The sequence below is a fragment of the Hyalangium sp. genome (genome assembly GCF_035629615.1).
Classification (GTDB): Bacteria; Myxococcota; Myxococcia; order Myxococcales; family Myxococcaceae; genus Hyalangium.
Genome location: NZ_DASPHO010000101.1, coordinates 1 through 11,661 on the forward strand (window position 1 = coordinate 1; position 11,661 = coordinate 11,661).

12 protein-coding genes and 1 pseudogene are annotated in these 11,661 nt (G+C 68.8%); 6 read left to right on the top strand and 7 right to left on the bottom strand.

Features of this window, described 5'->3' with window-relative positions; translation table 11 throughout:
* The coding region (gene arsS, locus VD972_RS04700) for an arsenosugar biosynthesis radical SAM (seleno)protein ArsS (protein ID WP_324981391.1) at window positions 1-1,001 on the top strand (1,001 nt) is incomplete at its 5' end.
* On the opposite strand, the gene VD972_RS04705 is transcribed toward arsS, so the two are convergent.
* Together VD972_RS04705 and VD972_RS04710 are read right to left on the bottom strand one after the other, a co-directional pair.
* Window positions 944-1,735 carry a hypothetical protein gene (locus VD972_RS04705; RefSeq protein WP_324981393.1) on the bottom strand — a complete coding sequence of 264 codons (792 nt, stop codon included), beginning with the start codon at window positions 1,733-1,735 and terminating at the stop codon, window positions 944-946. The genes arsS and VD972_RS04705 overlap by 58 nt on opposite strands.
* Window positions 1,736-1,898: 163 nt before the next feature.
* Window positions 1,899-2,999 carry a D-TA family PLP-dependent enzyme gene (locus tag VD972_RS04710; RefSeq protein ID WP_324981396.1) on the bottom strand — a complete coding sequence of 367 codons (1,101 nt, stop codon included), beginning with the start codon at window positions 2,997-2,999 and terminating at the stop codon, window positions 1,899-1,901.
* 53 nt (window positions 3,000-3,052) lie between these two features.
* Between VD972_RS04710 and VD972_RS04715 the strand changes: the two genes are divergently transcribed.
* Window positions 3,053-4,279 carry an MFS transporter gene (locus tag VD972_RS04715; RefSeq protein ID WP_324981398.1) on the top strand — a complete coding sequence of 409 codons (1,227 nt, stop codon included), beginning with the start codon at window positions 3,053-3,055 and terminating at the stop codon, window positions 4,277-4,279.
* A gap of 24 nt (window positions 4,280-4,303) precedes the next feature.
* Here VD972_RS04715 and VD972_RS04720 read toward each other — a convergent pair whose 3' ends face one another.
* Window positions 4,304-4,693, bottom strand: coding sequence for a hypothetical protein (locus VD972_RS04720; RefSeq protein WP_324981401.1), 390 nt, complete (start codon window positions 4,691-4,693; stop codon window positions 4,304-4,306).
* Between the two features lie 15 nt (window positions 4,694-4,708).
* A complete protein-coding gene (locus VD972_RS04725) occupies window positions 4,709-5,857 on the bottom strand; it encodes a zinc-dependent alcohol dehydrogenase (RefSeq protein WP_324981404.1) in 1,149 nt (382 codons plus the stop codon).
* A gap of 146 nt (window positions 5,858-6,003) precedes the next feature.
* Between VD972_RS04725 and VD972_RS04730 the strand changes: the two genes are divergently transcribed.
* Entirely contained in the window at window positions 6,004-6,684 is a 681-nt protein-coding gene (locus tag VD972_RS04730) for a phosphoribosyltransferase (protein WP_324981407.1), read from the top strand.
* On the opposite strand, the gene VD972_RS04735 is transcribed toward VD972_RS04730, so the two are convergent.
* The 3 genes from VD972_RS04735 to VD972_RS04745 are packed head-to-tail and all read right to left on the bottom strand — an operon-like array spanning window position 6,579 to window position 9,435.
* Window positions 6,579-7,349: a DNA-3-methyladenine glycosylase gene (locus VD972_RS04735; protein ID WP_324981410.1), complete on the bottom strand. Its 771-nt coding sequence runs from the start codon at window positions 7,347-7,349 to the stop codon at window positions 6,579-6,581. The two genes, VD972_RS04730 and VD972_RS04735, sit on opposite strands and share 106 nt — an antisense overlap.
* A gap of 44 nt (window positions 7,350-7,393) precedes the next feature.
* Window positions 7,394-7,882 carry a hemerythrin domain-containing protein gene (locus tag VD972_RS04740; protein WP_324981413.1) on the bottom strand — a complete coding sequence of 163 codons (489 nt, stop codon included), beginning with the start codon at window positions 7,880-7,882 and terminating at the stop codon, window positions 7,394-7,396.
* On the bottom strand, window positions 7,879-9,435 hold the full coding sequence (locus tag VD972_RS04745; protein WP_324981415.1) for an FAD-dependent oxidoreductase: 1,557 nt from the start codon (window positions 9,433-9,435) through the stop codon (window positions 7,879-7,881). The genes VD972_RS04740 and VD972_RS04745 overlap by 4 nt, the downstream gene beginning before the upstream one ends.
* Before the next feature lie 223 nt (window positions 9,436-9,658).
* Between VD972_RS04745 and VD972_RS04750 the strand changes: the two genes are divergently transcribed.
* The 3 genes and pseudogenes from VD972_RS04750 to VD972_RS04760 all read left to right on the top strand — a co-directional run.
* Window positions 9,659-9,868 (top strand): hypothetical protein, encoded by a 210-nt coding sequence (locus tag VD972_RS04750; protein WP_324981418.1) that lies wholly within the window; start codon window positions 9,659-9,661, stop codon window positions 9,866-9,868.
* A gap of 4 nt (window positions 9,869-9,872) precedes the next feature.
* Window positions 9,873-11,564, top strand: a complete 1,692-nt coding sequence (locus VD972_RS04755; protein WP_324981420.1) for a PAS domain-containing sensor histidine kinase — start codon at window positions 9,873-9,875, stop codon at window positions 11,562-11,564.
* Window positions 11,561-11,661, top strand: a pseudogene (locus VD972_RS04760) (response regulator); the annotation flags it as partial. The gene VD972_RS04755 and the pseudogene VD972_RS04760, both read left to right, overlap by 4 nt.

An 11,661-nucleotide genomic window follows, 5' to 3' on the forward strand; every position in this document is an offset into this window, starting at 1 on the left:
CCTCCCCCGCTGCCCAGCTGGAGACGCTGCACCAGCTGAAGCTGCCGCGGGAGTTCGACGCCGCGCTGCAGGAGGCAGGGCTCCCCCCGCTGAGGCCCACCCGCCTGGACATCTTCCAGCTGAACCTGGGGAAGATGTGCAACCAGACGTGCCGCCACTGCCACGTGGACGCGGGGCCGGACCGGCGCGAGGTGATGAGTCGCGAGACGATGGAGCAGTGTCTGGCGGCGCTGGCGAAGACGGCCATCCCCACGGTGGACCTCACCGGGGGCGCGCCGGAGATGAACCCGCACTTCCGCTGGCTGGTGGAGGAGGTCCGGAAGCTGGGGCGGCACGTGATGGATCGATGCAACCTGACGATCCTCGAGACGACGCCCCACGCGGACCTGCCGGAGTTCTTCGCGCGGCACCGGGTGGAGGTGGTGTGCTCGCTGCCGCACTACCGGGCGCTGAACACGGACAAGCAGCGCGGCGAGGGCGTGTACGAGAAGTCCATCCGCGCGCTGAAGCGGCTCAACGCCCTGGGCTATGGGGACGGGAAGAGCGGGCTGCGGCTCGTGCTGGTCACCAACCCCGTGGGCGCCTTCCTGCCCGCGGGCCAGGTCTCCCTGGAGGCGGAGTGGAAGCGGGAGCTGCTGAAGAACCACGGCATCCGCTTCGACGCGCTCTTCACCATCACCAACATGCCCATCAGCCGGTTCCTGGAGTGGCTGGAGCAGTCAGGGAACCTGGCGGCGTACCTGGAGCGGCTGGTGACGGCGTTCAACCCGGCCGCGGCCACAGGGGTGATGTGCCGCAACACGCTCTCGGTGGGCTGGGACGGCCAGCTCTACGACTGCGACTTCAACCAGATGCTGGACCTGCCGGTGGAGGCGGGCGCACCGCGGCACATCCGCGACTTCGATCTGGCGAAGCTGCAGGCGCGGGCCATCGTCACGGACCGTCACTGCTTCGGCTGCACCGCGGGCGCGGGCTCGAGCTGCGGCGGCGCCACGACCTGAGCCTGCTGAGCCTGGGACACCTTCGAGAAGACCGTGCCGGCGGCGCGAGGCGTGATGCGCTGGTAGCGGGCATAGGCGTCCACCAGCGCGGTGCGGAGGGCCTTTGACTCCGTGGGGCCATGCCGGGCGGCCGTCGTCGCCAGCGCCTCGAGGAGGTAGGCCTCGGGAGCCATCAGGGTCCGGGTGAGCACGATGGGCTGTGCCCCCAGGGACTGAAGCACCGGCCCGAAGAACTGCTCGCTCATGCAGGCCAGGACCGCCACGGGCCGTGGAGGCGTGCCTGTGCTGATGCGGGTCTCGGGCGGTTCGCGGTCCATGAGCCGATCATGTCCGGCCCAGACCACGAGATCCGCCGAGCTCCCGCCTGCCGCCGCGTGCAGGAAGTCCTCCAAGGCGGTGTCGATCCGATCTCCCGCGTAGGCGTGGAGCGAGAGCCGGACAAGCCTTTCCCCCTGAGCAGGTGTCCGCTCAATTACGAGCTCGCGCAGCACCGCGGAGTCGGCGGCGCCGTCCTGTCGGCTGCGCACCCGGAACCCGGGAGCCCGGGAGAGGAAGCGCTCCGCCCCATAGGCCGCGCCCCAGTAGAGGTTCGCCTCCAGGGAGCGGGGATCGCCCGCGGCTCCGCGACCACAGGCGATCAGGGCGTTGTCGCACAACGGCACGAACACCTCGATCTGCACAACTTTAGCGGGCGCCGCCGAGAGCAGGCTCAGCAGTCCGAGGGTGAGCAGCATGGGGATCCTCCTGGAGCGACCTCCTGAGACACACGTGGGCGATCGAGGGTTCCCGGACTTAGAGGGTGTTGATCGGGGGTGGGCCTGCTGACGGCGGAGCCCGGAATGAACCTGTCAGACAAGCAGACAGGTGGGTCGGGGAGTCTGCTGGCGGCGTCTGCACTCACGGAGCTCCCCATCCCCGGCCCGCGACGGTCCACGCTCCCTCTACGGCGCCATCGCGCACGGCCCAGAGCCGCTCGTGCAGGTTCACCGAGGCGCAGACATGGTTCGGCACTACCCGCACGCGATCTCCCACCCGGGGCCGCCACTCCGTGCCCGTGAGATCCAGCAGGCCATGCTCCTCCGAGATGCTCCGGATCACCACGTCCGGCCGCTCCAAGAGCGCGCCGTACCCGCCACTGGGCGTGAACCCCTCCTCCTTCGCCAGCGCCTTGGAGCCAGCGTCGATGACGGCCTGCCCTGGGACGCTGGTGCTCACCACTGTGGCCAGCACCGAATAGGCACACTCCTCCCAGGTGCAAGCCCCCACGGCCGCGGTGTTGCGATCGTTGAAGATGTTGATACCGGGGCGGATCTCCGTCAGCCCAGGCACCTCGTGCGAGCGCCAGAGCGTGGGCGTGGAGCCGCCGCTCACCACCTGGGGCAGGAGCCCGCCGCCGGATAGCGCCTCGAGGAACCCCGTCAGGTGGGTGGACAGCTCGAGCAAGGAGGAGCCCTGCTCCTTCACAGGTGAGCGGACGTGCCCGGGGTAGAACGTGATGCCGCAGTACTCGACTGCCTCCGCCTCCCTGATGGCCCGGGCCAGTGCGACAGCGTCCGCGGGGAGCTGCACGCCCACCCTCCGCATCCCCAGATCCAGTTCCACCAGCACCCCGACCGTCCGCCCGGCCTTCTTCGCCGCGGCGCTCAGGCCCTCGAGCGCCTCGAGGGAGTCGAGCCCCACCGAGAGCTGGACGGTCGCAGGGAGCCTCATGAGCCGCTCGAGCCGCGCAGCCCCCACGGGGGAATAGGCGAGGAAGACATCTCGAGCGATTGAGGCCATCACCTCCGCCTCGTGCGGCGTGGCGACAGTGACGCCGGAGGCGCCTGCCCGGAGTTGGAGCGCCGCGAGCTCCGGAACCTTGTGCGTCTTCGTGTGCGGCCGCCACCGGAGACCGTGCTGCCGGGCATAGGCATCCACGCGCCGCAGGTTGGTATCCACGCGCTCCAGGTCGACGAGCGCGGCGGGGGTCTCCAGGTGCTCCAGCGATGGCCTCTCCATGGGCGCTCCACGATAGTCTGCCCCGTGATGCCGTCCATGTCCCTGGGCCTGCCTTGAAGCTCTCCCCCTCCAAGCTGGGCCTGCTCAGCGCGCTCTACTTCGTTCAGGGCATGCCCTTTGGCTTCCAGACCGCGGCTCTGAGTGTGTACCTCCGGCAACAAGGGGTCTCGGTGACAGCCATCGGCTTCATCGGCCTGCTCTCGCTTCCGTGGATGCTCAAGGTGTTCTGGGCTCCCATCGTGGACCGCTACGGCAACGGGCGGATGGGACGAAGGAAGTCCTGGATTGTTCCCATGCAGGCCTCGCTCGCCGCGACCTGTACCCTGGCAGCCTTCGTCCCCATCCCGGGGGCGCTCCCGGTGCTGCTAGGGCTCGTCTTCCTGATGAACCTCTTCGCGGCCACGCAAGACATCGCCGTGGACGGACTGGCGGTGGATCTGTTGAGGCCTGAAGAGTTGGGCCTGGGGAACACGGCGCAAGTGGTCGGCTACAAGCTGGGAATGGCCACGGGCGGCGGTCTCCTCCTCTCGCTGAGCGATCGAATCGGCTGGCAGGGGGTCTTCCTCACCATGGCTGCGCTCTCCCTGGGGGTCCTTGGAGTGACGCTCGCCGCGCGGGAGCCAGCCCAGACCGGCGACAGTGCCGCACGGATGACGTGGCGGGAGATCACCGCAAGGCTCAAAGGGGCCGTGCTGTCGCCAGGGACGCCGATGCTGCTGCTCTTCATCGGCACCTACAAACTGGGAGAGACGGTCTCGGACGTGCTCTTCAAGCCCTTCCTCGTTGACCTGGGCAAGACGTCCGCACAGATCGGGACGTGGGTGCTGTTCGGCGCCGTCGCCTCGATCCTGGGCTCCCTGGCAGGAGGGCTGCTCGCCACCCGAATGCCGCTGCTGGGCGCGGTCGCCGTGACAGCCACCCTCCGCCTCTTCCCCCTCATAGGCCGGTGGCTGCTCGCACAAGGAGCGCCTGCCGACATGGCGATTGCCAGCGTCATCGTCGCCGAGGACTTCTTCGGCGGAGCCCTGACCACGGCGATGTTTGCCTTCATGATGTCACGGGTCGATCGGCGCATCGGCGCCACCCACTTCACCCTGTTCGCGAGCGTCGAGGTGGTGGGCAAGTCCCCGGGAGGGCCTCTCGGCGGGCTGCTCGTGGGCCAGGCCCACTGGGGCTACGACCAGGCCTTCCTCCTGGGAGTGGGGCTCTCCGTGGCATTTCTTCTCCTCCTGCTGCCTCTGCGGCAGCAGAAGGAGGCCGCTCCACACCCCACCCCCTGACGGGAGTTCGACACGTGGGAGCGCTCAGCTCCGGATCCACTTCGCCGTCAGGCCTCCGAGGACGAGAACCGCGGCCACGGGAAGCACCCTCCGCAGGTTGTGCTCCCACGAGTCCACCCGGTCCGCCATGAGCAGCATCATCCAGTGCCGCGCCCAGTGGTCCGGGTACTTGTAGGCCACCTTCCGCAGCACGCCGCTCAGCCCCTTCGGTGGAGCCGCCGTCCCATACACCGGCGGCATCCCCTGCCGGCCCCCGTGCATGAGGACCGGGTAGTCCGACCTCTGCTGCTCGATGGGCAGCTGCGCCCCGGGCCGCGGCTCTGGTGTCGTCTCCATGGGGAACCCCGGCCGCTGCCGTGGATCCGCATCCACTCCCTTGCCCACTCCTATACCCCTCATGTCCTGCTTCTGCATGACTGTCTCCTCTCGTCAGGCGTGCCCGTGGGGGGTGAGGACGCACTTGATGCAGTTGTCCCGCTTCTGCGCGAACAGGTGGTAGGCGTGCGCCGCATCCTCCAGCGGGAAGCGGTGGGTGATGATGCCCTTGGCATCAATGCGCCCCGCGCGGATGTGCTCCAGCAAGTGCGGCATGTACCGGCGCACGTTGCACTGGTTCATCCGCAGCGTCAGCCCCTTGTTCATCGCCGTGCCAATGTTGATCAGGTTCCACGGGGGGCCGTACACGCCGATGATCGACACGTTGCCCCCCTTGCGCACGGTGTCGATGCACCAGTTGATCGCCGTGGGAGCGCCCGCCTCCAGCTTCGCCAGGCCCAGCATCTTGTGCATCGTCGAGCCCTCGGCCTCCATCCCCACCGCGTCGATGCACACGTCCGCCCCGCGCCCACCACACAGCTCGCGCAGGTACAGCACCACGTCCCCCACCTCCTTGAAGTTCACCGTCTCCACCTTCGCGAACTGCTCGGCGAAGGCCAGCCGGTACGGCAGGTGGTCCACCGCGATCACCCGCCCGGCCCCCATCAGCCAGGCCGACTTCATGGCGAACAGGCCCACCGGGCCACAGCCGAACACCACCACCGTCTCACCGGCCTTGATCTCACCCATCTCCGCGCCCTGGTAGCCCGTGGGCAGGATGTCACTGAGGAAGAGCACCTCCTCGTCCTCCATGTCCTCTGGAACCTTCAGGGGACCCACGTCCGCGAAGGGCACACGCACATACTCGGCCTGGCCTCCCTCGTAGCCGCCCGTGGTGTGCGAGTAGCCATACACCCCCGAGGCCAGATCGCTGGAGGGGTTGGAGTTCTCACAGAGGGCCGTGAGCGACCGCTGGCAGTAGAAGCACGTGCCACAGGAGATGTTGAAGGGCACCACCACCCGGTCTCCCTTGCGCAGGCTCTTCACCTCGCGCCCTGTCTCCTCCACCACGCCCATGAACTCGTGTCCGAAGGTGCAGCCCACCCGGGTGTCCGCGATCAGCCCGTGCAGCAGGTGCAGATCCGAGCCGCAGATCGCCGTGTGGGTGACTTTCAAGACCACATCCTGCGGATGCTCGATGATCGGGTCAGGCTTGTTCTCCACCCGGACCCGATAAGGCCCCTGATACGTCAGTGCACGCATAGGCAGTCAGCTCCTTTGCCTTAGGGGTGCGGATGCCAGAGACGTGGGGCAAGCCAAGGCTGTCCGCCCGCCTCTAGGTACGGGGGCAGCCGAGCGGGTTTCCCCTGCTTGCAGTCCCCTGGCCTGCTCCTCAACGTTCCGTCCAGATGAACACGCCCTTCTCTCACCGCTCCCAGGCGGGCGAGGTGCTCGCCCATTCGCTCTCACGCTATGCGGGACGGCACGATGTCACCGTGCTGGGAGTCCCCAGCGGGGGCGCACTCGTCGCCTTCGAGGTCGCACGGCACCTCTCCGTGCCCCTGGACCTCTGCTTCCTCGAGGCCATCACCTCTCCTCGCGGGGACATCACCGTGGGGTCGCTCGGCTGGCCGCCCTCGCAACAGCTCCACGAGCCCATCATCAACGCGCTGGGGATGAACGATGAGCCGCTCCGCCAGGCGACCGCCCATGCCTGGCGCCGCCTCCGCCAGCGCATCCACTCCCTTCGCCCCCCGGCGCCCCCACCCTCCCTCAACGGACGCACGGTCATCCTCGTGGACGAGGGCGCGGCTCAGGGGTTCCTGCTCCGGGACGCGGCGGGGCTGGTGCGTCGCACGGGCGCTCGCACCCTGGTGGCCGCGGTGCCCGTGGGCGCCCGCGAGGCCTTGCGGTTGCTCACCGGGGAGTTTGATGAAGTCGTCTGCCCCTGGCAGCCCATCGCCTTCGACACGCTGGCGTCCTTCTATGCCGACTTCCGCCTCGTGACGGAGGATGAGGTGCGCAGCTTGCTGCTCCGGGCCTGGGGCGACTGGGGCGCCGCCGAGGCAGACGGGCCCGGCACCTCCTGAGCCTCCGGCAGCTCCAGGGAGCGCCAGAGGTACCAGCTCACCACCGTGCGCCACGGCCGCCAGCGCTCTCCGTAGGCCAGGACGTCGCGCGGGCGCGGCGACTCCTTCAGCCCCTGCAGCCGCATGAAGCCCTTGCGGATGGCGTAGTCGTCCACCGGCAGCACGTCCGGCCGCCCGAGCCGGAAGATGAGCAGCATCTCCACCGTCCACTGGCCGATGCCGCGCACCTGCGTGAAGCGCTCGATGAGCTCCATGTCGCTCAGCCGCCGCACCTCGGCCAGCGTGGGCACCGCGCCCTCCCGCGTCTTCTGCGCCAGGTCCTTCAGCGCCGCCATCTTCGCGCCGGACAGGCCCGCCTCGCGCAGCGCCGGCTCCGGCGTGGCCAGCAGCGCCTCAGGAGTGAACCCGGCGCCCTTCCCCACCCGCTCGCACAGCCGGCCGAAGATGGTCGCCGCCGCGCGGCCATGGAGCTGCTGGTAGACGATGGACTCGGCCAGCGCCGCGAAGGGGCTGTGCAAGGGCCGCAGCTCGAGCCGGAAGGGCCCCACCCGCCGCATCAGCTCGGCCAGGGAGGGATCGGTACGAGCCAGCGCCCGGCGGGCCGCCGGGGTGAAGCCTTCAGGGAGCAGGGGAACCGCGGAGCGAGCACGAGAGGTGGCAGCCATGGCCAGAGCATGGTGCCACCCTCGCGCCTGGACTGCACGTCAGTTCAGATGGGCGCCGCGGTGTCCGTCTGCATGGGCACCTCGTTGCGAGGCTCGGTCTCCATCAGCTCTTCGAACTCCGCCTTCATCTGGACTCCGAGCGCCAGGAGCTGGTCCTCGTTGAGGACCTTCCTCACCATCGGGAAGAGCTCCTCCTCCTCCTCCTCGACGTGGTGCTCGACGTTCTCCTGGATCACCTTCATCTTGGCGCTGAAGTTCTCGTCCGTGGGCTCCATCTCGAGCAGGTCCGCGAGGATGCGCTTGACGGCCAGGTGCTCCTCCACCGCCTCGCGGATAATGTCCTCCGTCTTGTCCGTCTTGATCGAGGGGTAGAAGTACTGCTCCTCGATGGTGGCGTGGGCCGAGAGTCGATCCGCGATCATGATGAAGAGCTCGCGGCGCTCCGCCGTGTCCTCCTCCTCGAGCTTCTCGAACTTCTTGAAGAGCGTGTTGACCTCTTCGTGCTGTTCCTTGAGCAGATCCAACGCGTTCATCGTTCGTCTCCATGCGTGGTGGTGGGTGAGTCAGCAGAGGCCTCCGGCGGGAGCTTCTGGGAGGCGAGATCCTTCACGGCCGGGCCGTTGAGCACCTTGCCGGTGGGGCTGTAGCGCGCGCCGTGGCAGGGGCAGTCCCAGGAGCGCTCCGCGCGGTTCCAGTGCACGTGGCACCCCAGGTGCGTGCACACCGGCGAGACGGCGTGGCAGGCGCCGCTCTCCTCGCGGTAGACGGCCACCTTCTTCCCGTCCACCTCGAGGATCTTCCCCTCGCCAGGAGCCACCTCGGACAGCCGGTGCCCTTCCGGGCGCGCGAGCCGATCCGCGACGAAGTGGAACGCCACCTCCGCGTTCTCCTGGATGAAGTCCTTGGCGCCCGCCTTCACCTTCACGCGCGTGGCGTCATAGAGCGCGGCGTACGGGTTCTCCCGTCCCAGGATGAGATCCGAGAGGATCATCCCCGACAGCGTCCCCCAGGTGATGCCCGTGCCGGAGAAGCCCGTCGCCACATACGTGTGCCGGGAGGCGCTGTTGCGGCCGATGTACGCCAGGCCGTCCGCCGGCTCGATGACCTGGCCGGACCAGCGGTGGGTGAGGCGGGTGACGGGGAAGTGGCGCCGCGTATACGCCTCCAGCGCCGCGTAGTGCTTCTCCGTGTCCTCCTCCGTGCCGACCTTGTGGTCCTCGCCGCCGACGATCAGGTAGTCCACGCCGTCAATGCGCTGCGGGCGGATGTAGTGGTACGGCTCCTGGCTGTCGTAATAGAGGCCCGCCTCCAGCGGCGCCTCCAGCGGGCCCGCCACCGCGTAGGTGCGGTACGGGTAGATCTTGGTGTGGAGGAACAGGCGGTTGAGCGGCGTCGTCGTGGCCTCCACCACGTCCGTCGCGATGACGGTGCCGCGATCGGTGACAACCGTGCAGGGCGTCCCGTCCTGGACCTCCACCACGCGCGTCTCCTCGAAGATGAGGCAGCCCTCCTGCTCCAGGCGCTCGGCCATGGCCAGCAGGTACGCGCGCGGGTGGAAGAGCGCCTGGTTCTCCAGCCGGAGCGCCCCCTTCACCGGGTACGGCAGCGGCACGTCCCGCGTGAGGCTGGCCGTCAGCCCCGCCTCGCGCGCCGCGGAGACTTCCTTCTCCAGCTCGCGCAGCTGCGAGTCCGTCTCCGCGTAGCGGAACATCGGCACGCGCTGGAAGCCACAGTCCACGCCCAGCGCTTCCACCAGCGCGGCGATCTGCTCGATGGACGCTCGGCTGGAGGCGGCGGCCATCCGAGCCCCCTTCTCCCCGAAGTCCGAGCGGAGCTTGTCATAGGGCGTGTCCAGCAGCTCGGTGAGGTGCGCTGTCGTCTGCCCGGTCTGCCCGCTGAGCAGCCGGTTCATCTCCAGCACCACCACCTTCTTGCCCGCCCGCCTCAGCAGCCAGGCCGTGGTGAGGCCCGCGACACCGCCCCCCACCACCGCCACGTCCACCGTCAGCTCCCCGGAGAGCGTGGGGAAACGTCGTCCAGGCGCCGTCGTCGTCCAGAGCGACTTATGGATCCGCTCGTCGATCATGGACCAAGGCTAGGGACGCCCCTGGAGGTTGGTAAGCCAGCAGCCACGGCTCGCACGCCCGGCTGCCCTCCCGCCATAAGGTGGACAGGGTGTGTCCGAGGCAACAGAGTGTTCTGAAAGGTGTTGGCAAATCGCGGGCTTCTACCGAAACCCTGGGGTCTCACGGGTAGGGCGCGCTATGTAAGGAGGCCGAGGGATTGGCCCCCACTGCCAGGAGCGCAGGATGCCGGTCGCACGAAATCCCGGAAGCACCAGCCTCGTCGACATCCTGGACCGGGTCCTGGATCAGGGCATCCGCTTCGCGCAGGGGCCTGGCGCGGCGGTGCCGAAGCCGCCCGTACCGGCGCAGGGGGGGCGCATCGTCGTCGAGGCCGTGGAGACGTACCTGGATCGGCCCGGAATGCCTCCTGAGAAAACGGGAACCGGAGCCTAGTGCCGTGCCGTCCTCCACCGCTCCCCTGACGCCCCCTGCCGCGCCTGGGAACGAGGCGCGAGCCGAGTCGAGCACCGAGGCCGCCGACCAGGAGCGTGGCCTGCTGCGCCAGCTCGTGGACGCGGTGACGGATCCCATCCTCTTCACCAGCCTCGAGGGGCAGGTCCTCATCGCCAACGCCCGTGCGCGCCAGCTCTTCGTGGCGGACGAGGGCGCCAGCGAGGGCCACCGCCGCGCCGTGGAGCTCAACCAGCGCCTCTTTCACACCGCGCTCCTCAGCAGTGCCACGGGGGGTGCGCCCCCGGTGCGCCGCAGGGACCTGGCCCTGGTGGACCCCGTGGAGGGCACGGATCTGCTCTTCGAGCTGGTCTGCACCCCGGCCCAGGAGCCGGGCCACCCTCCCGGCCATGTGAGCGTGCTGCGCAACGTGACGGCCCTGGGCCGCGCCACACAGGCGCTCGGGGAGAGCTACCAGCGGCTGCGGGCCTCGGAGCAGGAGGCACGCTCGGAGCGGCTGCGCCTGGATCTGATCCTCGACTCGGTGGCAGACCCCATCGTCGTCACCGATCCGTCCGGCGGCACGGTGCTGATGAACGATCCGGCCGAGCGGCTGTTCTCCGCTCCCTCCGACAGCGGCGAGGCCACCCGGCGGCGCGCCCACACCAACGACGCGAACTTCTCCTCGTTCCTCTCCCACCTGCTGGCCCCGAGCGGCGCGCGGCGCTGGCGCGCGGTGCTGCACCTGGTGGATCCCGCAACCGGCGCGCCCCTGCCCATGGAGGCGATGGCCAGCCAGGTGCTCTCGGACCAGGCGGAGCCCACCTCCATCGTCACCCTGCTCCATGATCGGACGGAGGCGCTCGAGAAGGCCCGGCTCCTGGAGCAGCTCAAGTCGGCCTCCACCGAGCTGGAGGCCAAGGTCCACACCGCCACCGCGGAGCTGGCCGAGCAGAACGAGAAGCTGCGCCGGCAGGCGCTCCAGGTCGAGCAGGCGAGCGCGGCCAAGTCCCAGTTCCTGGCCAACATGTCCCACGAGTTCCGCACGCCGCTCAACGCCATCCTCGGCTACACGAGCATGCTGCTCCAGGGCGTCAACGGGGAGATGACGCCCCAGCAGAAGCGCAACCTGCAGCGCATCGACTCCAACGGCCGGCACCTGCTCCAGGTCATCAACGAGATCCTCGACATCACCCGCATCGAGGCGGGGCGCATGCCCCTCAACCTCACTGGCTTCATGCTCCCGGAGCTGATCCAGGAGGTGGTGGCGGAGATGGACCCCATCATCGCCCGCACGAAGCTGACGGTGCTCACCGCCCTGGCGCCCGAGGTGCCGGAGCTGCAGGGAGACCGGCAGAAGGTGAAGCAGATCGTCCTCAACCTGCTGTCCAACGCGCTGAAGTTCACGCACGAGGGGTCCGTGCAGCTCTCCACCGCGTACGACTTCGCCACCTCCACGGTGAGCGTCTCCGTGAAGGACTCCGGCATTGGCATTGCCCCGGAGCACCAGGAGAAGGTCTTCGAGGACTTCCAGCAGGTAGACAGCTCACCCACGCGGGCCTACGGCGGCACGGGCCTGGGTCTGTCCATCTGCCGACGTCTGGCGACGATGATGGGGGGACGGGTCACCGTGCAGAGTGCACTTGGCGAGGGTTCCACCTTCACGCTGCACCTGCCGTGGCGTATGAGGCGCTCATGACGAATGCGCCGGATACCTCCAAGCCGCTGGTGCTGGTGGTCGACGACTACCAGGACGCGCGGGAGATGTATGCGGAGTACCTGGAGTTCTCTGGCTT

Excerpts from the sequence above, each read along its gene's own strand:
- VD972_RS04705 (WP_324981393.1), bottom strand. The coding sequence starts at position 1,735 with ATGCTGCTCACCCTCGGACTGCTGAGCCTGCTCTCGGCGGCGCCCGCT.
- VD972_RS04710 (WP_324981396.1), bottom strand. The coding sequence starts at position 2,999 with ATGGAGAGGCCATCGCTGGAGCACCTGGAGACCCCCGCCGCGCTCGTC.
- VD972_RS04720 (WP_324981401.1), bottom strand. The coding sequence starts at position 4,693 with ATGCAGAAGCAGGACATGAGGGGTATAGGAGTGGGCAAGGGAGTGGAT.
- VD972_RS04725 (WP_324981404.1), bottom strand. The coding sequence starts at position 5,857 with ATGCGTGCACTGACGTATCAGGGGCCTTATCGGGTCCGGGTGGAGAAC.
- VD972_RS04730 (WP_324981407.1), top strand. The coding sequence starts at position 6,004 with ATGAACACGCCCTTCTCTCACCGCTCCCAGGCGGGCGAGGTGCTCGCC.
- VD972_RS04735 (WP_324981410.1), bottom strand. The coding sequence starts at position 7,349 with ATGGCTGCCACCTCTCGTGCTCGCTCCGCGGTTCCCCTGCTCCCTGAA.
- VD972_RS04740 (WP_324981413.1), bottom strand. The coding sequence starts at position 7,882 with ATGAACGCGTTGGATCTGCTCAAGGAACAGCACGAAGAGGTCAACACG.
- VD972_RS04745 (WP_324981415.1), bottom strand. The coding sequence starts at position 9,435 with ATGATCGACGAGCGGATCCATAAGTCGCTCTGGACGACGACGGCGCCT.
- VD972_RS04750 (WP_324981418.1), top strand. The coding sequence starts at position 9,659 with ATGCCGGTCGCACGAAATCCCGGAAGCACCAGCCTCGTCGACATCCTG.